General features: G+C 47.7%; 22 protein-coding genes. 16 read left to right on the forward strand and 6 right to left on the reverse strand.

What is annotated here, in order from left to right:
- The first annotated feature begins 33 nt into the window (after window positions 1-33).
- From pstB (ACTCCX_RS07095) to ACTCCX_RS07165, 15 genes are all read left to right on the forward strand, one after another.
- A complete protein-coding gene (pstB, locus tag ACTCCX_RS07095) occupies window positions 34-840 on the forward strand; it encodes a phosphate ABC transporter ATP-binding protein PstB (protein ID WP_463275350.1) in 807 nt (268 codons plus the stop codon).
- Between the two features lie 12 nt (window positions 841-852).
- Window positions 853-1,617 (forward strand): phosphate ABC transporter ATP-binding protein PstB, encoded by a 765-nt coding sequence (pstB, locus tag ACTCCX_RS07100; RefSeq protein ID WP_463275351.1) that lies wholly within the window; start codon window positions 853-855, stop codon window positions 1,615-1,617.
- 43 nt (window positions 1,618-1,660) lie between these two features.
- A complete protein-coding gene (gene phoU / locus ACTCCX_RS07105; protein WP_463275352.1) occupies window positions 1,661-2,329 on the forward strand; it encodes a phosphate signaling complex protein PhoU in 669 nt (222 codons plus the stop codon).
- Window positions 2,330-2,511: 182 nt separating this feature from the next.
- Window positions 2,512-2,859 (forward strand): ArsR/SmtB family transcription factor, encoded by a 348-nt coding sequence (locus tag ACTCCX_RS07110; protein ID WP_463275369.1) that lies wholly within the window; start codon window positions 2,512-2,514, stop codon window positions 2,857-2,859.
- Window positions 2,860-2,977: 118 nt separating this feature from the next.
- Window positions 2,978-5,827, forward strand: a complete 2,850-nt coding sequence (gene uvrA / locus ACTCCX_RS07115) for an excinuclease ABC subunit UvrA (protein WP_463275353.1) — start codon at window positions 2,978-2,980, stop codon at window positions 5,825-5,827.
- A gap of 452 nt (window positions 5,828-6,279) precedes the next feature.
- A complete protein-coding gene (gene liaX / locus ACTCCX_RS07120; RefSeq protein WP_463275354.1) occupies window positions 6,280-7,791 on the forward strand; it encodes a daptomycin-sensing surface protein LiaX in 1,512 nt (503 codons plus the stop codon).
- Window positions 7,792-7,832: 41 nt separating this feature from the next.
- Window positions 7,833-8,150 carry a PspC domain-containing protein gene (locus tag ACTCCX_RS07125; RefSeq protein ID WP_463275355.1) on the forward strand — a complete coding sequence of 106 codons (318 nt, stop codon included), beginning with the start codon at window positions 7,833-7,835 and terminating at the stop codon, window positions 8,148-8,150.
- Window positions 8,150-8,494: a phage holin family protein gene (locus tag ACTCCX_RS07130; protein ID WP_463275356.1), complete on the forward strand. Its 345-nt coding sequence runs from the start codon at window positions 8,150-8,152 to the stop codon at window positions 8,492-8,494. The genes ACTCCX_RS07125 and ACTCCX_RS07130 overlap by 1 nt, the downstream gene beginning before the upstream one ends.
- 227 nt (window positions 8,495-8,721) lie before the next feature.
- A complete protein-coding gene (gene hprK, locus ACTCCX_RS07135; RefSeq protein WP_463275357.1) occupies window positions 8,722-9,660 on the forward strand; it encodes an HPr(Ser) kinase/phosphatase in 939 nt (312 codons plus the stop codon).
- Window positions 9,661-9,680: 20 nt separating this feature from the next.
- Window positions 9,681-10,517, forward strand: a complete 837-nt coding sequence (lgt, locus tag ACTCCX_RS07140) for a prolipoprotein diacylglyceryl transferase (RefSeq protein WP_463275358.1) — start codon at window positions 9,681-9,683, stop codon at window positions 10,515-10,517.
- A gap of 7 nt (window positions 10,518-10,524) precedes the next feature.
- On the forward strand, window positions 10,525-11,175 hold the full coding sequence (locus tag ACTCCX_RS07145; RefSeq protein ID WP_463275359.1) for an HAD-IA family hydrolase: 651 nt from the start codon (window positions 10,525-10,527) through the stop codon (window positions 11,173-11,175).
- A gap of 19 nt (window positions 11,176-11,194) precedes the next feature.
- Window positions 11,195-12,241, forward strand: coding sequence for an NAD(P)H-dependent glycerol-3-phosphate dehydrogenase (locus ACTCCX_RS07150; protein ID WP_463275360.1), 1,047 nt, complete (start codon window positions 11,195-11,197; stop codon window positions 12,239-12,241).
- A complete protein-coding gene (galU, locus tag ACTCCX_RS07155) occupies window positions 12,238-13,131 on the forward strand; it encodes a UTP--glucose-1-phosphate uridylyltransferase GalU (RefSeq protein ID WP_086988679.1) in 894 nt (297 codons plus the stop codon). The genes ACTCCX_RS07150 and galU overlap by 4 nt, the downstream gene beginning before the upstream one ends.
- A gap of 217 nt (window positions 13,132-13,348) precedes the next feature.
- Window positions 13,349-14,320: a thioredoxin-disulfide reductase gene (gene trxB, locus ACTCCX_RS07160; RefSeq protein WP_463275361.1), complete on the forward strand. Its 972-nt coding sequence runs from the start codon at window positions 13,349-13,351 to the stop codon at window positions 14,318-14,320.
- Window positions 14,321-14,492: 172 nt separating this feature from the next.
- Window positions 14,493-16,220 carry a phospho-sugar mutase gene (locus tag ACTCCX_RS07165; protein WP_463275362.1) on the forward strand — a complete coding sequence of 576 codons (1,728 nt, stop codon included), beginning with the start codon at window positions 14,493-14,495 and terminating at the stop codon, window positions 16,218-16,220.
- 63 nt (window positions 16,221-16,283) lie between these two features.
- Here ACTCCX_RS07165 and ACTCCX_RS07170 read toward each other — a convergent pair whose 3' ends face one another.
- From ACTCCX_RS07170 to ACTCCX_RS07195, 6 genes are all read right to left on the reverse strand, one after another.
- On the reverse strand, window positions 16,284-16,904 hold the full coding sequence (locus ACTCCX_RS07170) for an NAD(P)H-dependent oxidoreductase (protein WP_463275363.1): 621 nt from the start codon (window positions 16,902-16,904) through the stop codon (window positions 16,284-16,286).
- Between the two features lie 390 nt (window positions 16,905-17,294).
- A complete protein-coding gene (gene asnB, locus ACTCCX_RS07175; RefSeq protein WP_463275364.1) occupies window positions 17,295-19,172 on the reverse strand; it encodes an asparagine synthase (glutamine-hydrolyzing) in 1,878 nt (625 codons plus the stop codon).
- Window positions 19,173-19,375: 203 nt separating this feature from the next.
- On the reverse strand, window positions 19,376-20,047 hold the full coding sequence (locus tag ACTCCX_RS07180; RefSeq protein ID WP_463275365.1) for an ABC transporter permease: 672 nt from the start codon (window positions 20,045-20,047) through the stop codon (window positions 19,376-19,378).
- Window positions 20,047-20,997, reverse strand: coding sequence for an osmoprotectant ABC transporter substrate-binding protein (locus tag ACTCCX_RS07185; RefSeq protein WP_463275370.1), 951 nt, complete (start codon window positions 20,995-20,997; stop codon window positions 20,047-20,049). The genes ACTCCX_RS07180 and ACTCCX_RS07185 overlap by 1 nt, the downstream gene beginning before the upstream one ends.
- A 2-nt stretch (window positions 20,998-20,999) precedes the next feature.
- The gene (locus tag ACTCCX_RS07190) at window positions 21,000-21,638 is read right to left on the reverse strand and encodes an ABC transporter permease (RefSeq protein WP_068560924.1); all 639 of its coding nucleotides are present in this window, start codon (window positions 21,636-21,638) and stop codon (window positions 21,000-21,002) included.
- Between the two features lie 4 nt (window positions 21,639-21,642).
- On the reverse strand, window positions 21,643-22,824 hold the full coding sequence (locus ACTCCX_RS07195) for a betaine/proline/choline family ABC transporter ATP-binding protein (RefSeq protein ID WP_086988674.1): 1,182 nt from the start codon (window positions 22,822-22,824) through the stop codon (window positions 21,643-21,645).
- 390 nt (window positions 22,825-23,214) lie between these two features.
- Here ACTCCX_RS07195 and glpK point away from each other — a divergent pair, with 390 nt between their 5' ends.
- Entirely contained in the window at window positions 23,215-24,726 is a 1,512-nt protein-coding gene (glpK, locus tag ACTCCX_RS07200) for a glycerol kinase GlpK (RefSeq protein ID WP_422539269.1), read from the forward strand.
- Window positions 24,727-24,816: the final 90 nt, after the last annotated feature.

Genomic DNA, 24,816 nt, shown 5'->3' on the forward strand with positions numbered 1-24,816 from the left:
GACCGGAAATTTGACTTGAAGGAGGGACCCTTGATGGGAAATGAAAAAACACTGGAAACGAATATCATCCAGATGCGTCCTGAGGCTGAAATCGCCCTTAAAACAAATGATCTGCATGTTCATTACGGCGATTTTGAAGCAATCAAAGGCGTTTCCATGGAATTTGAAAAGAATAAAATCACCTCGCTGATCGGACCGAGCGGGTGCGGAAAATCCACGTATCTTCGTTCGCTGAACCGGATGAACGATACTGTTGCCGGCGCAAAGGTGACGGGGGAAATTATTTACCAAGGCATCGATGTGAACGTACCTGAAATCGATGTGTTCGAGATGCGGAAAAATATCGGGATGGTATTCCAAAGACCGAATCCTTTCAGCAAATCGATTTATGAGAACATCGCTTTTGCATTGAAAAGACACGGCTTGAAGGATAAGGCAGTCTTGGACGAAATTGTCGAAACCAGCCTGAAACAAGCTGCTCTTTGGGATCAAGTGAAGGATCAGTTGAACAAGAGCGCCTTAGCGCTTTCCGGTGGTCAACAGCAGCGGCTCTGCATCGCAAGGGCAATCGCATTGAAACCGGATATCCTGCTTTTGGATGAACCTGCCAGCGCGTTGGACCCAATCTCGACTTCCCAAGTCGAAGAAACATTGCTGGAGTTGAAGGAAAAGTATACGATCATCATTGTTACGCACAATATGCAACAAGCATCCCGGATCAGTGATTATACGGCGTTCTTCTATTTGGGCAATGTCATTGAATATGATGAGACCAGAAAAATCTTTACCCGTCCGAAGATCCAACAGACGGAAGATTATGTTTCTGGGCATTTCGGCTAGGAGGAAAGCAACGTGAACAGCACAAAACCCATTATTGAAACGCGTGATGTACATTTATATTACGGAAAGAACGAAGCGTTGAAGGGCATTTCGCTTGATTTTCATAAAAAAGAAATCACGGCTTTGATCGGTCCGAGCGGATGCGGCAAATCCACCTACTTAAGGACCCTGAATCGTATGAATGACTTGATTCCGGATGTCACGGTCACCGGTAAAATCAGTTTCAATGACCAGGATATCTACAGTCCACAGATGGACACTGTAGAGTTGCGGAAGAAGGTCGGCATGGTTTTCCAGCAACCAAACCCATTCCCGTTTTCTGTTTTCGATAACGTAGCGTATGGTCTACGCATCGCCGGAATGAAGGACAAAGAAAAAATCGCCCGGATTGTGGAAGAAAGTTTGAAGAAAGCAGCTGTATGGGATGATGTCAAAGATAAATTGGATCAGAGTGCCTTATCTTTATCAGGCGGCCAGCAGCAAAGGGTCTGCATCGCACGGGTCTTGGCGATCGAACCGGAAGTCATTTTATTGGATGAACCGACGAGCGCGTTGGATCCGATTTCCAGTGCTCAGATCGAACGGATGCTTATGGATTTGAAAGAAGATTACACGATGATCATTGTTACGCATAATATGCAACAAGCATCGCGGATTTCTGATAACACTGCCTTTTTCTTAAATGGAGAATTGATTGAATTCGGCGAAACCAGCCAAATCTTCACCAATCCAAAAGAAAAACAAACGGAAGATTATATTTCTGGACGTTTCGGCTGATCCGTTGCATAATGAAAGATATTTACAAAGGGGTTGGTTTGTGATGAGACGAGTATTTGAAGAGGAACTAAAGAGTTTGCACGCTCACTTTTTGAAGATGGGTGTGTTGGTCAATGAAGCGATCCATAAATCAGTGGACGCTTTTGTCACACATGACAAAGAATTGGCTCAACTAGTCATAGATGAAGATGCAGCCATCAATAAACTCGAGAACGATTTGGAAATCGAATGTTTCGAACTGATAGCCTTGCAGCAGCCAGTCACTACAGATTTGCGCAAAATCGTTACCGTGATGAAGGCCAGTGCGGATTTGGAGCGGATCGGGGATCATGCGGTCAGTATCGCAAAATCGACGATCAAAGTGAAAGGCAGCAAACATGATGCCGATATCGAGACGGCTATTGCGGAGTCTGGTTTGAAGGTCATGGCGATGGTCAGGGAAGTTCTGGATGCCTATGTCGTGATGGATGCCGATCGGGCCCGCGAGATTGCGGCAAGGGACATCGAAATTGATGCACAAGCAAAAAGCATTTACGAAAGCTGCATCGAGCATATGAAACAGGATCCTGATATCGTTTTTGGAGGGACCAATTATATGCGCATTTCGACTTATTTGGAAAGAATAGGCGATTATGTAACGAATATCTCCGAGTGGATCATTTACTTGGATTCCGGAGAAGTCGTGGAACTGAATGTCCATCATAAAATCTAATCAGAAAAGTGTTGCGATGCCCAAAGCGGTGTTGCAACACTTTTTTTGGTCAGTCAGTGCTTAGGCTAACCGGATTTGCTTGCAGCTGCTTGATTTCGACAGGAAGGGCAATAGCTTTCATAGAACGGATGGATTTGCTAAAATGAAGATTGAAGGAAAGGGATAGGGGTCTAAATGAGATGATGTCAGATTTGAATACCGAAACGATACGAGCAGTTACGCAAATTTTCAAATTGATCGGCGATCCGACCCGGTTTTTGATTCTCCATGTATTGGAAAACCGGGAATTGAACGTTAATGCCATCGCACAGGAACTGGACTTGGAACAATCCGCAGTGTCGCACCAGCTGAAGAAACTGCGGGAAGCGAAGTTAGTGAAAAGCAGAAGAAACGGGAAAAATATACTCTACAGCCAAGATGATCAGCATGTCTACGAAATCCTGCACTTGGCTGTCGAACATGCCGAACATGGTCGGAAAGATGCACAAAATGAGGCAGGGAAAACTCCGTCAGACGGGAAACAACATTGAATATCCGTGCGAACTAGTGTTCTTTTGCGGCGTGGATATGGTATACTATCTACTATAGTAAATAGATAAAAGTAAATAGACAAGAACCAAAGAATAAGGCAAAGAGGGATCTGAAAATATGGCAAAAGACCAAATCATCGTACGGGGAGCCCGTTCGCACAATTTGAAGAATATAGATGTTACCATCCCAAGGGATAAACTTGTCGTCATGACCGGTCTTTCCGGATCGGGCAAGAGCTCATTGGCCTTCGACACGCTGTATGCGGAAGGACAGAGACGATATGTGGAAAGTCTCTCGGCCTATGCGCGCCAGTTTTTGGGTCAGATGGATAAACCCGATGTCGACAGTATCGATGGGTTGAGTCCGGCGATTGCTATCGATCAGAAGACAACGAACCGCAATCCCCGTTCGACAGTCGGTACAGTCACGGAAATCAATGATTTCCTGCGGTTGCTTTTTGCCCGTGTCGGCCATCCAATCTGTCCGAATGATGGCACGCCGATAAGTAGCCAATCACCTGAACAGATGGTGAATCAGGTTCTTGAGTTGCCGGAACGCACGAAACTGCAGATACTGGCACCGATCATCAAAGGCAAAAAAGGGCAGCACAAAAAAGTATTTGAGGACATCAAAAAGCAAGGCTATGTCCGCGTCCGCATAGACGGAGAATTGTTTGATGTTTCTGATGAGATTGAATTGGAAAAGAACAAAAAACATGACATCGCCATCGTTGTGGACCGCCTGGTCATCAAAGAGGGCATCCGTTCGCGTCTTTTCGATTCGATCGAAGCAGCCTTGCATTTGGCTGATGGATATGCTGTAGTTGATGTCATAGGCAGTGAGGAGCTTTTGTTCAGCGAACATCACGCTTGTCCATACTGCGGATTTACGATCGGTGAGATTGAGCCGCGGCTATTCTCTTTTAATGCACCCTACGGAGCCTGTTCCGAATGCGACGGTCTGGGGATGAAGTTGGAAGTCGATCCCGACCTGATTGTTCCTGATAAGCAACTTTCCTTGAATGAAGGAGCCTTGGTACCTTGGAATCCGATCAGCTCGAATTATTACCCGGAAATGCTGCGCCAGTTTTGTGGACAGAACAGAATCGACATGGATGTTCCGTTTGCAGAACTGAGCACGGATACCCAGAAGAAACTGCTCTATGGTTCCGGGGGAGAGCTCTTCCACTTCCATTATCAAAATGAATTCGGTGGTGTCCGCGATGTCGACATACCCTTTGAAGGGGTCATTACAAATGTTGATCGACGCTACAAAGAGACATCGAGCGATTTTACGCGCGACGCGATGCGCCAGTACATGACTGAGCTGGCCTGCCATACTTGCCATGGCTATCGTCTGAATGAGCAAGCCCTGTCCGTGAAGGTGGCCAAGCTCGATATCGGCCAAGTCACCGAATTTTCCATCGAGAAGGCTGTAGCTTTTTTTGAGGATATTTCCCTTTCGGAACAGGAAAAACAGATTGCGGCTCCTATACTGAAGGAAATACTCTCTCGGTTGACTTTCCTTAAGAATGTCGGCCTCGACTATTTAACGCTGAGCCGTACGGCGGGCACACTTTCGGGCGGAGAAGCGCAGCGGATACGGTTGGCAACGCAGATCGGTTCGAACCTTTCTGGCGTCCTCTATATCCTGGATGAGCCGTCCATCGGGTTGCATCAACGCGACAACAACCGATTGATCGAATCGATGAAAAATATGCGCGACCTCGGGAACACACTGATTGTTGTGGAACATGATGAAGACACGATGATGCAGGCGGATTATCTGATTGATATCGGACCGGGCGCGGGTGAACTCGGCGGTGAAATTGTGGCTGCCGGCACGCCCGAGCAAGTTATGAAAAATAAGAAATCCTTGACCGGAAAATACCTGTCAGGAAAATTGTTCATCCCGGTCCCTGAGACACGAAGGACAGAAGATCGAGGAGCCGTCAAAATCACCGGCGCCGCTGAGAACAATTTGAAGAATGTCGCTGCAGCCTTCCCATTGGGCAAACTTGTGGCGGTCACAGGGGTCTCCGGATCAGGCAAGAGCTCCTTGGTCAATAATGTTCTGAAGACGGCGCTTTCCAAAGAATTGACCCGCACGAAAGAAAAACCGGGCAAGTTCAAGACGATCAGTGGGTACGAAGGTTTGGAGAAAGTCATCGACATCGACCAAAGCCCGATCGGACGCACACCGCGGAGCAATCCAGCCACTTATACGAGCGTCTTCGATGACATGCGTGACCTTTTCGCCAGCACCAATGAAGCCAAAATACGCGGCTACAAAAAAGGCCGCTTCAGCTTCAACGTCAAGGGCGGCCGTTGCGAAGCCTGCCGCGGCGACGGCATTCTAAAAATCGAGATGCATTTCTTGCCGGATGTCTACGTGCCTTGCGAAGTCTGCCATGGTACGCGCTACAATTCGGAAACGTTGGAAGTGCAGTATAAAGGCAAGAACATCGCCCAAGTGCTGGATATGACAATTGAAGAAGCTTTGACGTATTTTGAAGCCATCCCGAAAATCAGGCGTAAACTGCAGACCATCGTCGATGTCGGCCTCGGCTATGTGACATTAGGACAACCAGCCACTACTTTATCCGGTGGTGAGGCTCAACGGATGAAACTTGCCAGTGAACTGCAACGCGTATCGAGCGGGAAGACATTCTATATACTGGATGAACCGACCACAGGCTTGCACACGCATGATATCGCAAGGTTGTTGCAGGTTTTGGACCGTTTGGTGGAAGCAGGCAACACAATCGTGGTGATCGAACACAATCTGGATGTGATCAAGACGGCCGATTACATCATCGATATGGGTCCTGAAGGCGGAGCCGGCGGAGGAACTGTACTCGCGACCGGTACGCCGGAAGAAATCGCCGAAGTGAAGGGTAGCTACACCGGCCAATTCCTGAAACCAATCCTTGAACGGGATAAAGCAAGGGATAAAAAAACCAAATAGCCACAAGAGACTGTCTCATTTAATTTAAATATGAGACAGTCTTTTCTTATTGATATCAGATGACTTTTTTGAGGCTACTTTCTATAACTAGGAACTGCACTATTCTACTCCGGCGGACGGAGGCTTTGCCGGAGTACAGGATGCATGCCGATTACGATTTCCGATGAAGGTCGCTTCATCGGAGTTAAGTCCGATTTTTAGTGGTCTACTCCGGCAAATTGCCCCTCATCGGAGCTGAAGACAGATTGTATGCACTGCTCTGTTCAGCAGACAAGCCTATTGTACCCGCAGTCCTCTAGTCATTTCTGCTGAAGGGAAAATCCATCTTAAGACCTATGACAAGGGAAAGGAAATTGGGCATAATAAGAACATAAGCAACAGATAATCAGAAATAGGCAAACTGTCCCGTGTCAGTAATCAGATAGATGGATAACCACCAAGGAGGAACTACCATGAATGAAAGAGACCGAATTTTGGCGTTGGTAAGAGAAGGCATCATCACTACAGAAGAAGCCTTGGTACTTTTGGAAAACTTAGCAAAACGCGAAGGTAAAGATGCAGTGAAGTTAAATCAGCAACAGGATTTTACTGACTCAAAGGATACTGCATCAGCATATATAGAGCAAACGGATCACGTATCCGATCAGGAGCGGGAGGACCGCAAAAATTTGGAAAAGATTTTGGATGAACTGGCAAGCGAGATCTCCTATTTCTCTTCTCAGATAGATGCGAAAGGCGAGGCACTCCAATCGCTGAAAAAACAGATCAACGACAAAGCCGAAAAAAGGCAGGAATTAGCGACAGCCGATGAATTGGGCGATCTGACGGGTGAACAAGAAGTCACCTTAATGCGCTTGGATGAAGAACTGGAGGGTCTGCGTGGGCAAGCTGCTGCGCTCGAAGCCGAAAAAATCGAGATGGAACAAAAAATGCGCAGCCTCAAGAAGGAGCATGTGGAAAACAGTGTGAAATCCTTTGGCGAGAAACTGGGAAATAAAGACGAATGGAAAGACACAGCCACCAATTTCACGGAACGCCTCACCAAAGCAGGCGCACAATTGAGCAAATTTTTGACCGATACGGTCCAAACGGTGGTAGAAAATGTCGATTGGAAAGACACTGATTTCAACATCAAACTCCCGGGATTGATTACCAGCAAATTCCAGCATGAATTCACTTTTGATCAAAATACAGCTACAATCCTTGATTTTCAATTGGCAAACGGCAATGTGACGTTTCAGAGTTGGGATAACGAAACCATCGCGGTCGCCGCGGATGTGAAAATCTACGGGAAAACAGAGGAAGCGACAGCGAAGGAAGCTTTCGATGCGCGCAGCACGGTTGTGATGGATGAGGATAAATTCACTTTCCGCGTTCCGAACAAACGGATGAAATGCGATATCGTCGTCTCTTTGCCGAAACGCGAATACGATTACGTGGCAATCAAGCTTTTGAACGGGAATGTCAGCCTGAAAAATATCGAAGGAAAAGATTTCTACATCAAATCCACAAACGGCAATATGGTCGTCTCAGGTCTCAAGGCCATCATGCTGGAGACGGATGGAGTCAACGGGAATCTGGATGTCTCGGAAAGCACAATCATTGATGTCCTGGCGAAGACTATAAACGGCAGTCTGACGATCAAAAGTGATGTCGTCAGCGCCACTGTTTCCGTTGTGAACGGCGATGTGAAACTGTCCTATCCAGGAACAAACGCCAAGCAGATCCAAGCCAGCTCCGTCAACGGGTCAGTTAAGCTATCTTTGCCGGCTGGCAAAAGCGCTGAAGTGAAAGCCAGCAGTTCTTTAGGGAAAATCATGAACCGGATGGAAAACATCGAAATCATCCGCCAAAAAAATGAACACACCAACAAGTACCTGGAATTCAGACGAATGGACGAGGAATCGCCAGTTATGGTAGAATTAAAGACGACAACAGGAAACATATTCTTAAAAAATAACTAAAAATAGCGACAATAAATGGCACACATAAGGGGAGAATGAACATGAAAAAATTAACGAAATCTGCTACAGACAGACAAGTCAGCGGTGTTCTGGGAGGCATTTCCGAATACTTCGGCATCGACTCGACGATTGTGCGTGTGGTCTTTCTGATCGCCGTATTTGCGGGAGTCGGTTCGCCAGTATTGCTGTACATCCTGATGGCGATCCTGATGCCTGAACCGAGCCAAAGCGGCAGCGGCCAATCATTTGGCGGATCGTATGGTTCTTCATCATCGCGCCGCAGTTCCGACACTGCAAGACCAGTAAAAGAAGCTAAACCAGTGGACAAACAAGAAGAGGACGACTGGAGTGATTTTTGATGGGATTCTGGAAGAAAGCGGCCGTCAATTCGCTAGTGTTCATCGCCTTGGCTTATTTTATGGCACCTTCATTTTATGTGCATAGTCTTTGGACGGCATTTTGGGCCAGCATTGTCTTGGGCATCGTCAACTTTTTGATCAAACCGGTGCTTTCGATTCTTTCGTTTCCGATCACAATCCTTACGTTCGGCTTGTTCAGCTTTGTCATCAATGGCTTCATGCTGTATTTGACGTCTTGGTTAGTGGGTCCAGGATTCCACTTCACGAGCTACGGTACGGCATTCCTCGTGGCTTTGATCATGTCGGTCGTGCATATGTTCCTGAGCAGGGATGACGCGCATTAGTTAGTGTGTTCAACATTGGCAGCCAGCATCAAATAACCTAAATTAAGGCAGTTGAAACGATTGTTTCAGCTGCCTTTTTGTTCTTTCGCATGCACCCATAAAATGTTATGATGGATAGGAATACAATAAACCACAAGCGAGCTGTTTTTTTGATTGCGGTGAGATGAAAACAAAAAAATCCTGCCTGATCAGGGTCAGGAAATTATATGATAGAGCGAGGGATAAGAATGGCGAATACAGTAACTGTAAAGGAATTAGTGGATTCTTCAGGATATGTTGTACTGAGCGGAGAAGAATTTTTGGGCAACGAGATCACGACCAGTGAAATCTCTAGACCCGGCGTGGAGTTGACAGGTTTCTTTAATTTTTACCCATCAGCCCGTATCCAATTGTTGGGGAAAACGGAACTGACATTTATCGAACGGATGACCGCAGAAGAGCGCTTGATCGTCATGAGGCGTCTTTGCAACAAAGAAACACCTTGTTTCGTTATCGGACGCAGACTGCCTGCACCCGCAGAATTGCTGAAAGCCGCACAGGAAGCCGGCATACCGATTCTTTCGGCGCAATCCAGAACTACAAGAGTATCCAGCAACATCACCAATTTCCTTGAGGGCAAGTTGGCAGAACGGGTTTCGATGCACGGGGTTTTCGTTGATGTGTTCGGGATGGGCGTTATGATTACAGGGGATAGCGGCGTCGGAAAGTCGGAAACGGCTTTGGAATTGATCCAAAAAGGCCACCGTTTGGTTGCTGATGATCGGGTTGATCTTTACCAACACGATGAAAATACGCTGATCGGTGAGGCACCGGGTATCCTGCGCCATCTGATCGAAATCCGCGGAATCGGCATCATCGATGTGATGACGCTGTTCGGGGCGGGCGCAGTCAAACAGACCAATGAAGTCAATCTGATCGTCAATCTGGAGCTTTGGAGCAAAGACAAAAAGTTCGAACGTCTGGGCAGCACCGAAGAAATCGTGAACATTCTGGATGTCGGTATCCCTAAAATCACAATTCCAGTAAAGACAGGACGAAATCTTGCCATCATCATCGAAGTGGCGGCCATGAATTTCCGGGCGAAAACCATGGGCTACAATGCCGCTGAGACTTTCGAAAGAAATCTGGAGGCTTTGATAAAAGAGAACGCCCAAAAGGGTGAATAGGTTAAAAAAAGGAGAATGAAATGAATAATTTGATAGCCGCATTGAATCCCGTAGCATTGTCGTTCGGTGGGTTGGAAATCCGTTGGTACGGTGTCATCATCGCGGCAGGTATCCTCGTTGCCATGACACTGGCGACGAAAGAGGCCGACAAAAAAGGATTGGATCCGGATTTTATTGTCGACATGATGTTTTGGACGATACCGATCGGGATCATCGGCGCTCGCATCTACTATGTATTGTTTGAGTTGGATTATTACTTGCAGAACCCAGGCGAAATCATCCAAATCTGGAATGGTGGCATCGCCATTTACGGTGCGTTGATTGCCGGTATTCTGACGATTTATTGGTACACAAAACGAAAAGGGATTTCTTTTGCACTGACGATGGACATTCTGGCACCCGCCGTCCTGATTGCGCAATCCATCGGCAGATGGGGGAACTTCATGAACCAGGAAGCGCATGGCGAAGAAGTCAGCCGCGCCTTTTTGGAGCAGTTATTCTTACCGGAGTTCATCATTGAACAGATGAACATCAACGGAATCTATTACCACCCGACCTTCTTGTACGAATCGCTTTGGTCATTGGTTGGATTTTTACTGATTCTGTTCCTGCGCAGAAAGGCAAAGCTGTTGCGTGTCGGTGAAGTGATGTTCACGTATGTCATGTGGTACTCTTTCGGCCGCTTCTTCATCGAAGGTATGCGTACGGACAGCCTGTATCTTTTCGGACCAATCAGGGTTTCACAAGTGCTGTCCATCCTGTTGTTCCTCGGAGCGATGGCAATATGGGCATACAGGCGCAGAAACAATTATCCACCGGATCCCTTTTACACGGACATCACCAGAAAGGAAGCATAGTAAAGGTATGAATTTCAAAACGGTTTTATTTGATTTTGACGGCACAATTGCCGACACGAATCGACTCATCAGCGAAAGTCACTTCGTCGTTATGGAGGAAAATTTTCCGGGTCGCTTCAAGCTAGAGGAAATGGCTCAGTTCAACGGTCCAAGTTTAGAGGAAATTTATGGGAACCTTGATCCAGAGCGACAGGAGGAACTGGTTGCCCGCTACAGGGAAGTCATGCTGGAGAAGCATGATGACATGATCGGTATTTTTCCGGGCATCAGAGAAGTACTCAACAACCTCAAACAAGAAGGACTTCGCCTGGGTGTTGTATCGACGAAACGCAGCGATGTGCTGAAACGCGGAGTTTCGATACTTGGCATCACAGATTATTTCGATACGATCATCGGTTCAGGTGATTTTGCGCGTCCGAAACCCGATCCGGAATCCCTCTTCCTGGCGATGGATCAACTAGGTGCCGAAAGAGAAACAAGCGTAATGGTAGGGGACAATCACCACGATATAGTTGCAGGCAATAATGCTGGAGTCACAAGTGTTTTTGTGGGCTGGTCCGAGAAAACGACAGACTTCATCCAACCATTTCGGCCAACAAAAATAGTCAAAGATCCAGAAGAGTTGGAAGAGTACATTCTTTCCGGCGTGAGAGTTTAATGGAGGGGAAGCGAGCAAAATGAAACAAAAAGTCGCCGTATTGGGGGCAGGATCTTGGGGAACAGCCTTATCCATGGTATTGGATGAGAATGGACATGAAGTCCGCCTTTGGGGGAACGATCCGCAACAAATCAAAGAAATCAATGAACAGCACACGAATGAGCATTACTTACCGGGTGCCAAGCTGAACGAAGCGATTGCGGGATACACCGATCTGAGAACTGCCATAGACAACGCAGATGCGCTCTTGTTCGTTCTGCCGACAAAAGCAATCCGGGTGGTTGCGAAAGAAGTTGCGTCGTTATTGGATGGCCAGACAAAGCCGCATCTGATCCACGCCAGCAAAGGTCTGGAACAGGATACCCATAAACGGATTTCCGTCATCATCCAGGAGGAGATTCCGGCTGAAAAATACGATAGTTTAGTCGTCCTTTCCGGACCGAGCCATGCGGAAGAAGTAGCCAAAAAGGACATCACCACGATCACTGCCGCATCTGAAAATGAAGAGGATGCTGGGTACGTGCAGAAACTATTCATGAATCCCTATTTCCGGGTCTACCGGAATACGGATGTCATCGGGGTTGAATTGGGTGCTGCATTGAAAAACATCATCGCAGTGGGTGCCGGAGCGCTCCATGGATTGGGTTACGGGGACAATGCGAAAGCGGCTTTGATGACACGCGGCTTGGCGGAAATCAGCCGACTAGGCATCGCTTTTGGAGCCGATCCAATGACCTTCTTCGGTTTAAGCGGAGTAGGCGATCTGATCGTTACCGGAACGAGCCGCCATTCGCGAAACTGGCGGGCAGGGAATCTGATCGGAAAAGGGCATGATCTGGATGAAGTGCTGAACAATATGGGGATGGTCGTTGAAGGAGTGGCGACAACGAAAGCCGCTTATGAATTGGCACAGGAAAAAGGCATCGAAATGCCGATTACGGAAGCCATCTATAAAGTGTTGTACGAGAAAGTCGATGTCAAAAAAGCAATCGAGGAATTGATGCTGCGCGAAGGCAAAGCGGAGCAATCTTCTCAAAATGTGGAAAAGGGGAGCCAGTCAATATGAAAAAAGTCAGAAAGGCAGTGATTCCTGCTGCGGGATTCGGAACGCGCTTTTTACCGGCGACGAAAGCGATGGCAAAAGAGATGCTGCCGATCGTCGATAAACCGACCATTCAATTCATCGTCGAAGAAGCAATCGCATCAGGGATCGAAGATATCCTGATCGTAACCGGAAAAAGCAAACGTCCGATTGAAGACCATTTTGATTCAAATATTGAATTGGAAGCGAATCTGCGTGAAAAAGGCAAAAATGAATTGTTGGAATTGGTTCAGGAAACGACCGGGTTGCGTATCCATTTCGTCCGCCAGTCTTATCCATTGGGGCTGGGTCATGCGGTTCTGCAGGCGAAAGCTTTTGTCGGAGATGAACCATTTGTCGTCATGCTGGGTGATGATCTCATGGAGGATGAAGTGCCATTGACCAAGCAGTTGATGGATGCTTACGAGCGCACGCATGCTTCCAATATCGCCGTGATGGAAGTGCCGCATAAAGAAACATCCAAATACGGCATCATCGATCCGGATCAGGAACTGGAACCAGGCCTGTTCAACGTCCGCAGATTCGTCGAAAAACCGAAGCCGGAAGATGCACCGAGCAATTTGGCTATCATCGGCCGGTACTTATTGACTCCGGAAATTTTCGAAATTCTGGAAAATCAAAATCCAGGTGCAGGCGGAGAAATCCAATTGACCGACGCAATCGATACTTTGAACCAGACACAGCGCGTCTTCGCAAAACGCTTCGACGGCAAGCGTTTTGACGTTGGAGACAAATTCGGTTTCCTGACGACAAGCATTTCCTATGGCCTCACCCATCCGGAAATAAAAGATAAATTGAAAAATTATCTGGTGGAGCTTGGTGAAAAACTGACTGCCGAGGATGAAGGCAAATAGCCGTTTTGGTAATCCGAATCCAGCCGAATGTTGAGTGATAAACAACAGAAGCCGAGCCACCAATCGTTCTGCGATTCATGGCTCGGCTTCTTCATTGTGGATTTGGCAGCCTGAGCAGAATTGTGGCACAAAAAATAAAGTCAGAGTAAACTGTATAAGAACCAGATTCCGGCATCCGGCCGGAACAGACTCAACACAAGAAGGAGATACAATAAATATGGAACAAACTGAAACAATTTATGACGTCATCGTCATCGGAGCTGGTCCAGGCGGAATGACCGCGGCGCTTTACGCATCCCGTTCAAATTTGAAGACGTTGCTGTTGGAGCGCGGCATCCCGGGCGGGGAAATGAACAATACAGCCGAAGTCGAGAATTATCCTGGATTCAAATCGATTTTAGGTCCGGAGTTGGCTGAAAGGATGTACGAAAGCACGATGCAATTCGGGGCGGAGCACGTTTATGGCGATGTAAAACGAATCGTTGTCGATGGCGATTACCGTATCGTTGAAGCAGGCAAAAAATCCTATAAGGCACGTGCTGTCATCATTGCCACAGGATCTTATCACCGCAAGTTGGGTGTTCCTGGGGAGGAACAGTACAACGGCCGAGGCGTTTCCTACTGCGCCGTCTGTGATGGTGCTTTCTTTAAAGGCAAGAAATTGGCCGTAGTCGGTGGCGGCGATTCTGCTGTGGAGGAAGGGACTTACCTGACACAGTTCGCGGATGTCGACATCATCCACAGACGGGATGAATTGCGGGCTCAAAAAGTCATCCAAGACCGTGCCTTCAAGAATGAGAAAGTTTCCTTTACTTGGGATTCTGTTGTGGAAGAAATCAAGGGCGACGGACAAAAAGTAACGGGCGTAGTGATCCGGAACAAAAACACCAACGAAATCACAGAAAAACCCGTGGATGGTGCCTTCATCTACGTAGGTATTTTGCCGCAATCGGACGCGTTCCTTGATCTGGGCATCACCGATGAAGAAGGCTGGATCATCACAAATGAGCATATGGAAACAGCAGTTCCTGGGATCTTTGCAATCGGGGATGTGCGTCAGAAGCTGTTGCGGCAAATCACGACAGCTGTCGGTGATGGAGGGGAGGCCGGAAACCGCGCCTTTGCTTACATCGAAGACCTGCATGACCGGCTGGCAGCTGCAGAAGCAGCTGCTGAGACAGCGGACTGAAAAAAATAGTCACCGCAACAGCCAATTTGTTGTCAAATCGGCAAGCATAAAAGTAGTTCACGCCCTGAAATCAGGGCGTGAACTTTTTTGTTTGTAGATTCCATCTTTTCGCTCATTTGGCATGTAAATAATGTTATAATATGGCTAAACTAATATGGGAAGGATGATGAAAATGTCTTATCAAGAAACCATCGCACAATGGAATGAGTTTGCCTTATTAGAACCTACTTTAAAACAAGAACTGCAATCTTTGGAGGGCAATGAAGAAGCGCTGAAAGATGCTTTCTTTGCTCCGCTGGAATTCGGGACCGCCGGCATGCGCGGCATCCTGGGAGTCGGAATCAACCGGATGAATATCTACACAGTCCGTCAAGCGACCGAAGGTTTGGCTCGTTTGATGGAAGCGAAAGGTGAGGAAGAGAAAAAACGCGGTGTCGCAATCGCTTATGATTCCAGACACCAATCACCGGAGTTCGCCATGGAGGCAGCCAAGACTTTGGGTGCGCACGGTATCCCGGCATTCGTTTTTGAAAGCTTGCGTCCAACACCCGAGTTGTCCTTTGCGGTGAGACATTTGAATGCGCTAACGGGCATCATGATCACAGCGAGTCATAACCCGGCTGATTACAACGGCTACAAAGTCTACGGGGATGATGGCGGCCAAATGCCTCCTGCCGATGCGGATGCTTTGACCGATTATGTAAGAGCAATCGAAAATCCGCTGACGATCCAAGTGGGCGATGAAGCAGAGTTGAAAGCTGCTGGCCTGATCAAAATGCTTGGGGAAGAAGTCGACGCGGCTTACCTTGATTTGGTCAAAACCGTTACTGTCGATCCTGCTCTTGTCAATGAGATGAGCAAAGAGATGAAATTGGTCTTTACGCCTCTGCACGGAACTGGCCAAATGCTGGGTGAGCGCGCCTTGAAAAATGCCGGTTTTGAAGGTATTCACCTTGTTCCGGAACAGGCTGTAGCCGATCCGAATTTCTCTACCGTGAAATCACCGAATCCGGAAGAAGCAGGCGCATTCGAATACGCCTTTAAACTGGGGACAGAACTGGATGCCGATATTTTGGTCGCGACAGATCCGGATGCTGACCGCTTGGGTGCGGCCGTACGCAAAGCAAAAGGTGAGTATGTTGTCCTGACCGGTAACCAGATCGCTTCTTTGATGCTTGATTACTTGTTGCGCGCGAAAAAAGCTGCCGGCACTTTGCCTGCCAACGGGACAGCCCTGAAATCGATCGTATCCAGCGAACTGCCGACCGCAATCGCAAAATCTTACGGAGCGGACATGGTGGACGTACTGACTGGATTCAAATTCATTGCAGAAAAAATCAAGCAATACGAAGAGGACCACAGCAAGGAATTCTTGTTCGGTTTCGAAGAAAGCTACGGCTATCTGGCAAAACCGTTCGTCCGCGACAAAGACGCTATCCAAGCCCTTGTGTTGATTGCTGAGGTAGCGGCTTACTACAAGAAAAAAGGCCAAACGCTTTATGACGGCTTGGTAGAAATCTTCGAAACGCACGGCTATTATAAAGAACAGACGATTTCCGTCACAATGTCCGGCATCACTGGAGCAGAAAAAATCAAAGCGCTGATGGCCAAATTCCGTGCGGAAGCGCCGGCGGACTTCGCAGGCATCGCCGTATCGATCACCGAAGACTTCGGAAACTCAACGAAGACTTTCCCTGATGGTTCCACAGAAAACATCGATATGCCTAGCTCGAATGTGCTGAAATACTTCCTGGAGGACGGCAGCTGGATTGCCATCCGTCCAAGCGGAACAGAACCAAAAATCAAATTCTACATCGGTGCAAAGGCTGAAAGCCAAGCTGCCGTCGATGAAAAAGTTGCTGCTTTCGAGGCAAGCATCCGCACATTGACTGCCGAGTAATCCGAGAAAACGTAACAAACAAAAAAAGAAGCCGGTGGGCTTCTTTTTTTGTTTGAGGTTATATCAGAAAGTTTTGGCCAATTGTTTGGCTTTTTCGATCGCATCCGCGACGATTTCATCAGCACGGTCAGGGTATGTGTCCATCCCTTCGACGAACAGTTGTGAGATTTCCTCTACTCCCAAGAAGCGGAAAATGCTCTTGATGTATTGGCTGGCAGGGTCACGGCCGTCGAAGATTCCGCCGTTAGCTTGGATATGCAGCAACTTTTTATCAGGCACCATTCCGACTGCTCCGGATTCTGTGTAACGGAACGTCTGTCCGGCTACTGTGATGGTGTCGATCCATGTTTTCAGACGACCGGGAACGTGCATGTTCCACAAAGGATTGGCGATGATGATTTTATCCATGGATAAAAAGTCATCTGTGTAATGGTTGAACAGGGTCACTTTTTCCTGCTGACGGGAAGTCAATTGATCAAAAAGGGCGCCTTTCGACAGTTCCTTCCAGGCTGTCAAAAGATCCCGATCGATTTCAGGGATGGCGACTTCATAGAGATTCATGTCCTTGATGCGGTCGTAAGGATTCACCGCTTTATATTCCTCCAGAAATGCATCCAAAACTTTCATGGAACGGGAAACGCTGCTGTCGAAAGGATGCGCGCGCACTACTAAAACTCTGGCCATAGAATAACCTTCTTTCTGATATTTTATATGTACAATGATACCATTTACACGCAATGATGAGAAAGCATAACCCATCACCGATATCACAATTCAACAACCCAAAAAGGAAGGCAGCCTCCCGGATGATTTGAAGCAAGAATCTGTGTGTTCTCCTCTGGCGAACGGAGGATTCGCCGGAGTTCGTCCAACATACTGTTTGTGTCCTTCGGGAAGTACGGCTTAATCGGAGATGAGCCCGATTTTTAACCGCGTTCTCCGGTTAAGAGGCGGTCACCGGAGCTGGCAGCATTTTGGCCGAGCCCCTTCGGCCAGCCGTCCACGCAAAAACAGGTGCACAAAAACAGGAGCCGCCTCGCAACGAGGCAACTCCTGTTTCTGATTTATGCAAGCTTAAGCAACAAAGGCTTCCGCGGATACAGGTGTTTCGTCTATGAAGAAACGTTTGTACCAGACGAGGAAGATGTAGGCTGTCCAGATCTGACGGCCATAATCCAATTTCTTCGTATAGTTGTCATCAAGGATCTGCACGAGCTTAGCCGTATCGAAAAATTCGGCCGCATAGTCGGATGAGAAGGCTTTTCTGACTTCGTTGTAGAATTCTTCCTCACGCAACCAGTGGCGGATAGGAGTAGGGAAGCCCAGCTTCGGACGTTTCGCCCATTCTTCCGGCAGGACATCGGCAGCCGCTCTGCGCAGCACATACTTCGTATCGATTTCATTGACGCGGTAATCGGAAGGGATGCGTTTCGCCAATTCCATCACTTCTTTGTCCAAGAAAGGTACGCGCAGCTCCAACGAGTGGGCCATGCTCATCTTGTCGGCTTTCAACAGGATATCCCCAGGCATCCAAAGGTTCAGATCGAGATACTGCATCTTCGTTACATCGTCCTGGCCTTTGACTTCATCATAAATCGGTTTGGTTATCGAACGGATATCCGGACCGTTTTTGTATGCCGGCTTCAGGATGTCAACAGCTTCTTCCTCATCCCAGACGATAGCTTGTCCGATGAAGCGTTCTTCAACTTTTTGGCCACCTTTGACCAGGAAAGTAGTCAGGGTATTCTTCGGCAATTTATGGGCCACTTTGCCGATGCCTTTTCTCAGGCCGTAAGGGATTTTTTCGTAAGTCTCCATTTTCTTGGATGGCTCATACCAAGAGTAGCCGCCGAAAATTTCATCTGCGCCTTCACCAGAAAGTACGACCGTCACATCTTTCTTCGCCAATTCAGCCAAGAAATACAACGGAACGGAAGACGGATTCGATTGCGGTTCATCCATATGGTATTGGATGGTAGGCAGGGCATGGAAAGCTTCCTCAGGCGAGATGTACTTGCGGACATTCTCGATGCCGAGGATGTCGGAAAGATCGGCAGCCTGGTTGGTTTCGTTGAACATTTTTTCGTATTCGGAGAAGCCGACAGAGAAGGATTTTTCCGGTTTCATCAAGGCGGTAACCAAGCTGGAGTCGACGCCGCCGGAAAGGAAAGCGCCTGTCTTCACATCACTGATTTTGTGGGCACGGACGGAATCGGCCATCGTTGCTTTGACTTCCTCCACGTAGCTTTCCAAAGTGCCGTTTTCGGCATGGAATTTTTTGTCCCAATATTCGACAGTATGGATATCATTGCCTTTCAGCACCATATAATGCGCTGGTTTCAATTTGTGGACGCCTTTGAAGAAGGTTTCGCCCATCGAAGAATATTGCAACGTTAAGTAGGGACGCAAAGCATCTTTGTTCACTTCTTTGATGAACGCAGGGTGAGCCAAAAATGACTTGATTTCGGAACCGAAAAGCAAGCTGCCATCGGTTGTGTTTGTCGTATAGTACAACGGTTTGATGCCGAAGCCATCACGGGCGATGAACATCGTATCGTTCACTTTGTCCCAGATTGCGAACGCGAACATGCCGCGCAATTGTTTCACGAAGTCATAACCGTATTCTTTGTAGCCGTAAATCAAAACTTCACTGTCCGTTTTGGAATGGAAGACGTGTCCTTTTTGCTTCAGATCTTCGCGCAACTCCTGGAAGTTGAAGATTTCGCCGTTGAACACCAATACCAAATTTCCGTCCGCACTGTACATCGGTTGTTTTCCGTTATCGGAAAGGTCGATGATGCTCAATCTCCGGAAGCCTAACGTTACCTTGTCATCAGAATACATACCGCCGCTGTCTGGTCCGCGGTGGACGATTCTGTTCATCATACCTTCAATTACAGTCTGATGGTTCCATGCAGTCGATCCATGGATGTATCCAACAAAACCACACATTTATACCACTCCTTAAGTATCTCTTGCTAGATCAGAATTTTCTGTCCGTCTAGAGTCCAATCTATTCTATCACAAATGGAAAATCATTAAAAGAAATTATCCGCCGCTGAGGCGCAGTGGAATCCATGGGAAAAAAACAAGACAATCCACGGTTTGTGTAATTGCCTTGTCCTTTCGACTGCATTGCTTATTTTGAGCACTCACTATTTAAGTGTGACTTTGCTGGATGGGTCCAATCGCTTTTCCAAAAGACCCAACAACCAGTCGGCCAGAACAGCCATCAAAGCGGTCGGGATAGCACCGGCCAGGATAATTGCTGTACCGTTTGTCGCATTCACGCCACGAGAAATGATATCCCCCAATCCACCGGCGCCGATGAAGGTTCCGATGGCGGTGATACCGATCGCAACGACTAGGGCATTCCGCAAGCCGGCCATGATGACGGAGAGGGAAAGCGGCAGTTCGACCAGATAAGTCAATTGCATCCGCGTCATCCCCATGCCCTTACCGGTATCCAACAGCGCGGCATCCACATTCCGGACGCCCGTGTAGGTGTTCTTGATGATCGGCAGCAACGAATACAGGAAAACAGTCGCAATGACGGTATCCGATCCGAGCCCTAGTCCCAACATCAAAATGGACAATAGCGCCAAGGAAGGGATTGTCTGGATGACATTGGCGGCTCCGATGATCCAATCCGCCAGTTTTTTGTGGCGTGCGATCCAGAAACCGAGCGGGATCGCCACAATCGCTGCAAACAGCACACCGTAAATGGAAATCAGGAAATGGCGGGTGAATTGTTCGAATACATAGCCAGCGTTTTCTCTATAATAGTAGAGCAACTGTTGGAGCGTATTCATTTCACTTAAGTTCATCAGTCTTCCTCCTTTATGGATGTGACTTCTTTGTCTTCAAAATAGTTGTTCTCTTCCAAAAAATTTTGGGCGACTGTTTGGGCTTCCACCAAATCGTTATCGACCTCATAGTTCATCGCCTGCATCATTTCGTCAGTCACAGTGCCCTCCAATTTCAGCAGGATGGTCTCCAGTTCAGGATAAGCTGCAAGTATCTCTTTAGTGGCAACTGGGCTGGCGTCATAGGGTGGGAACAGTTGCAGATCGTCTTCCAGGACGACCAGGTCATAGCTTGCGATCCGTCCGTCAGTGGAGTAGCCCAAAACGATATCCATTTCATCCGCCTGCAGGGCATCATAAACGAGGCCGACCTGCATCGGATAGACACGTTGGAAGTCAAAAGCGTAGGTTTCTTTGAAGGCTTCATAACCGTCGCCTTCCCGCTCCATCCAGGAGTTGTCAACGCCCGCTCTCAGATTCGGCGCTAATGCCGCGAGATCGCTGACGGTCTCCAAATTATTTTCTTCGGCGAATTCACGTGTTACCAAAAAGGCGTAGGTATTGGCAAAACCGTAGGATGGGAACCAAACCTGATCGAAGTTTTCATCGAAACCTTTTACAACCGTCTCGAAAGCCAGTACGGGATCGGTAATAGGGTCCATGCCCAACTCACCGGTCAGGGAGGTCCCTGTATAGCGCGCAGCCGATACATTTGCATCGCCTCCCATCATCGCTTGATGATTCAGTGTCGACGAGCCAAGATTATTGACCATATCCACGGAAGCATCCGGCAGATAGTGTTCCACCATCCCTCTGACCATATAACTCAATATTTGCATTTCTGTCGTTGTCCCACCGGTGATGACGATGCCGTCATTGTTTACGGAGGCACCCAGACCAGGCAGAGAGCAAGCCGCCAATAACAGTGCTGTCAGCGGGAAAAGCAACCATTTTTTCATATATTTCTTCATCATCAGTTTCCTCCTTTTGCAGATGTTGTCTGTGGAGAAACGAATCGTTCAAGCTTACCGAGGAGGAAGTCAACCAATAAAGCCAACAAGGTTACCGGCAGGGTTCCCCAAATGATCATTTCCTGATCGTATACATTTAATCCGTTGAAAATGTAATCCCCTAAACCACCGGCTCCGATATACGAAGCAAGAGTCGCCCAAGCGATGACGTACACTCCCGCCAACCGGATCCCGGACATGATGACCGGGGCAGCAAGCGGCAATTTCACCTGCAGAATAATCTGATTATCGGTCATACCCATCCCTTTTGCGGAGTCAACGATTGTGCTGTTCACATTTGAGATGCCGATGAACGTATTTCTCAGAATCGGCAAGAGTGAATAGATGAACAAGGCTACAATCGCGGGAAGCTTTCCGATTCCGAACAAGGGAATCATCAAGGCAAGCAAAGCCAGAGAAGGGACAGTTTGTAGAATCGAAACAAAACTGATGATAAAACCGGAATAGCGTTTGAAACGTGTCAAGGCGATGCCTAAAGGAACAGCAATCAGAACGCCAAGCACCAGCGCCATCGCTGAGATGTAGAAATGTTCTCCTGTTTTAAAGAGCAACTCGGAACCATTCGCTTTCAAAAAGTCCATATCATCACCCCTCAACCGTTTCGATGTCCGCGGTTGTCTCGATTACTTCTTCCGCCGGCATTTCGGGCTCTATGTCTCCCCAAATTGTGTCATAGACCATATCCACAATGGATGTGCGGGTGATCAAGCCGATAAGCTGGTTATTTTCATTGACCACAGGAATATTTTTGTAACCCAATTTCAGGATCCGTTGTAAAGCATCCCGGACGAGTGTGCCTTCACGAACAAAGGAAACCTCACTCATGACCTCGCCGACAGTGACTGGACGGCGTCGGTTGGTATCGATCGCTTCGACACTCAACATGCCCAACAAGATATCATCCGCATCGGTCACGAACAAACTATCGACACGACGGGTGCGCATCAATTTGATGGCTTCAGAAAGATTTTGGTCTGACGAAACCGAAACTGGGCCGCGGATCATGATCTGCTCAACAGTGCGGAAGTTCGTACGTGCTTGGCTCAGACGTTCTTCGCCTATAAAGTTTTCGACGAATGCGTTCGCAGGATCCATCAGGATATTGTCGGGTGTGTCGAATTGAACGACTTTTCCGTCCTGCATGATGACGATCCGGTCTGCCAGTTTCAAAGCTTCATCCATATCATGTGTGACGAAGATAACCGTTTTTCCCAATTCGCGTTGCAGTTCTTTGAGGGTTTCTTGCAGGGAATCGCGAGTGATCGGATCCAAAGCTCCAAAAGGTTCATCCATCAAAATGATGTCCTGGTCAGCTGCCAAAGCCCGGATAACACCGATACGTTGTTGTTGCCCGCCAGACAGTTCGGATGGATAGCGTTCGAGAAAATCCAAAGGTAGGTCGACTTTTTGAATCAGCTCTTCTGCAATCTTTCTTTGTTTTTCGACAGGCCATTTCAATAGTTTTGGAACCATAACGATGTTATCGAAGATAGTCATGTGGGGCATCAGGCCGATCTGCTGGATGACGTAGCCGATTTGGCGTCTCAGTTCCACCGCGTTCATGTCCTTGCTGTTTTTTCCGTTGATCAAAATTTCACCGGAGGTTGGTTCGATCATGCGGTTGATCATCCGCATAGAGGTTGTTTTGCCGCTGCCGCTCGTCCCGATGAATACAATGAACTCTCCGTCATTGAATGTCAGGTTCAGAGAATCCACAGCAATTTTCCCGCCTGGGAATCGTTTAGTAAGATTTTTAAATTCTATCATGGTTTCACCTCTTAGTGTTTTTAGGTTCACAAATGTCTTACTCTACCTTAACGCGCAACAAAGCCTTTTTGCAAATGATACGGTTGAAATCTTGTGAAAAAAACGCATTTCCGGAAGCGTTACCATCGTTGCGATGACGGTATATTTGCGACAAATTTTTATATTTTTAAATTTACGCATTCTGAATATCTCCAAATTGACAAACGTGACAGTAAATATAGGGTTGGAGATAACCCGGAATCATGCTGGGAAAGAATAAAAAATAATTGGGAATCATAAAAAAGAATGCTAGGATAATAGCAAGAGCAAATGCGCAGAGATGTGAATAAATGAGAACGTTTTCTCGTTTGCGTACAACAACAAATTTTAAGGCAGGAAAGAGGATTTCAAGTGGAAAAAAAATACATCATGTCTATAGATCAGGGAACAACCAGCACACGTGCAATCATCTGGGATAAGAAAGGCACAATCATCTCCTCTTCGCAAAGAGAATTGATGCAATATTATCCTGAACCGGGTTGGGTGGAACATGACGCGAATGAAATTTGGATCAGTGTCCAGTCGGTCATAGCGGATGCCTTGATCAGAGGAGCTATTCGTCCGGAGGAGATTGCGGCAATAGGTGTAACGAATCAGCGCGAGACGACGGTTGTGTGGGACCGCGTTACCGGAATGCCGATCCACCATGCAATCGTTTGGCAATCCCGCCAAACTTCGGAGATCGCCGATAAACTGAAGCAGGAAGGCCATAACGATTTCATCCATTCGAAAACGGGTCTGATCATTGACTCTTATTTTTCAGCCACAAAAATAAAATGGTTGCTGGACCATATTCCGAATGCTCGAGAGCGGGCCGAAAAAGGAGAATTGCTCTTCGGCACCATCGATACATGGATTGTCTGGAAACTGACCGGGAAAAAAGTGCACGTGACGGATGTTTCCAATGCCAGCCGGACGATGCTGTTCAATATTTATGATCTGAAATGGGACGAGGAAATCCTGGATTTACTGGCTATTCCGAGAACGCTATTGCCTGAAGTCCGCTCTTCATCAGAAGTATACGGCTATACGGAGGAAAACGATTTTTACGGATCGCGTATCCCGATTGGCGGAATAGCCGGCGATCAGCAGGCTGCTCTCTTTGGACAGACCGGTTTTGAACAGGGAATGGTGAAAAATACTTACGGTACGGGGGCGTTTATCGTCATGAACACCGGCCTTACACCGGTGAAATCGGAAAATGGCTTGCTTACGACGATCGCTTATGGGTTGAACGGCGAAATAAACTATGCTCTTGAAGGCAGCATTTTTGTGGCCGGTTCTGCTTTGCAATGGTTACGCGATGAAGCTGAGCTGATCCGATCAGCGGCGGAATCGGAAGAGTACGCCGAACTGCTTGAATCGAACGATAATGTCTACATGGTTCCTGCTTTTGTTGGATTAGGTGCCCCCTACTGGGACCAAGATGTGCGCGGCGCTTTCTTCGGATTGACCAGAGGGACTTCAAAGGCGCATCTGATCCGTGCGACACTCGAATCGCTGGCTTATCAGACGAAGGATGTTGTGGACACGATGCAGAAGGATTCCGGACTTGTCATCACGAATATGCGTGTTGATGGAGGGGCAGCGCACAACAACTTTCTGATGCAATTCCAAAGCGATCTGCTGAATACAACCTTGACCAGATCCAAAGTATTGGAGACAACGGCACTGGGAGCCGCATACTTGGCAGGTTTGGCAGTAGGATTCTGGAAGGACACCGATGACATTATCCAAAATTGGCAGCCTGACTGCGAGTTCCACCCACAAATGGCGACTGAAAAACGCGAAGACCTCTATGCTGGCTGGCAAAACGCAGTAGCCGCCGCCCGCCACTTCAAACACAAACCCAAGAGAGCGTGATGATTCGCGGATAGGGGGTGAGCACTAAGCGGGCTAGCCGTAATGGGTTTGTTTTCGCCCATGAAGGTTAGCCAGATTAGGCGGAATCCC

It is taken from the genome of Trichococcus sp. (assembly GCF_055118575.1).

Coding starts and splice junctions, on each gene's coding strand:
- ACTCCX_RS07165 (WP_463275362.1), top strand. CDS start 14,493: ATGTCTTATCAAGAAACCATCGCACAATGGAATGAGTTTGCCTTATTA.
- ACTCCX_RS07190 (WP_068560924.1), bottom strand. CDS start 21,638: ATGGACTTTTTGAAAGCGAATGGTTCCGAGTTGCTCTTTAAAACAGGA.
- galU (WP_086988679.1), top strand. CDS start 12,238: ATGAAAAAAGTCAGAAAGGCAGTGATTCCTGCTGCGGGATTCGGAACG.
- ACTCCX_RS07110 (WP_463275369.1), top strand. CDS start 2,512: ATGTCAGATTTGAATACCGAAACGATACGAGCAGTTACGCAAATTTTC.
- trxB (WP_463275361.1), top strand. CDS start 13,349: ATGGAACAAACTGAAACAATTTATGACGTCATCGTCATCGGAGCTGGT.
- liaX (WP_463275354.1), top strand. CDS start 6,280: ATGAATGAAAGAGACCGAATTTTGGCGTTGGTAAGAGAAGGCATCATC.
- ACTCCX_RS07170 (WP_463275363.1), bottom strand. CDS start 16,904: ATGGCCAGAGTTTTAGTAGTGCGCGCGCATCCTTTCGACAGCAGCGTT.
- pstB (WP_463275350.1), top strand. CDS start 34: ATGGGAAATGAAAAAACACTGGAAACGAATATCATCCAGATGCGTCCT.
- ACTCCX_RS07185 (WP_463275370.1), bottom strand. CDS start 20,997: ATGAAGAAATATATGAAAAAATGGTTGCTTTTCCCGCTGACAGCACTG.
- ACTCCX_RS07145 (WP_463275359.1), top strand. CDS start 10,525: ATGAATTTCAAAACGGTTTTATTTGATTTTGACGGCACAATTGCCGAC.
- ACTCCX_RS07130 (WP_463275356.1), top strand. CDS start 8,150: ATGGGATTCTGGAAGAAAGCGGCCGTCAATTCGCTAGTGTTCATCGCC.
- ACTCCX_RS07125 (WP_463275355.1), top strand. CDS start 7,833: ATGAAAAAATTAACGAAATCTGCTACAGACAGACAAGTCAGCGGTGTT.
- ACTCCX_RS07180 (WP_463275365.1), bottom strand. CDS start 20,047: ATGAACTTAAGTGAAATGAATACGCTCCAACAGTTGCTCTACTATTAT.
- lgt (WP_463275358.1), top strand. CDS start 9,681: ATGAATAATTTGATAGCCGCATTGAATCCCGTAGCATTGTCGTTCGGT.
- uvrA (WP_463275353.1), top strand. CDS start 2,978: ATGGCAAAAGACCAAATCATCGTACGGGGAGCCCGTTCGCACAATTTG.
- ACTCCX_RS07195 (WP_086988674.1), bottom strand. CDS start 22,824: ATGATAGAATTTAAAAATCTTACTAAACGATTCCCAGGCGGGAAAATT.
- asnB (WP_463275364.1), bottom strand. CDS start 19,172: ATGTGTGGTTTTGTTGGATACATCCATGGATCGACTGCATGGAACCAT.
- ACTCCX_RS07150 (WP_463275360.1), top strand. CDS start 11,195: ATGAAACAAAAAGTCGCCGTATTGGGGGCAGGATCTTGGGGAACAGCC.
- hprK (WP_463275357.1), top strand. CDS start 8,722: ATGGCGAATACAGTAACTGTAAAGGAATTAGTGGATTCTTCAGGATAT.
- phoU (WP_463275352.1), top strand. CDS start 1,661: ATGAGACGAGTATTTGAAGAGGAACTAAAGAGTTTGCACGCTCACTTT.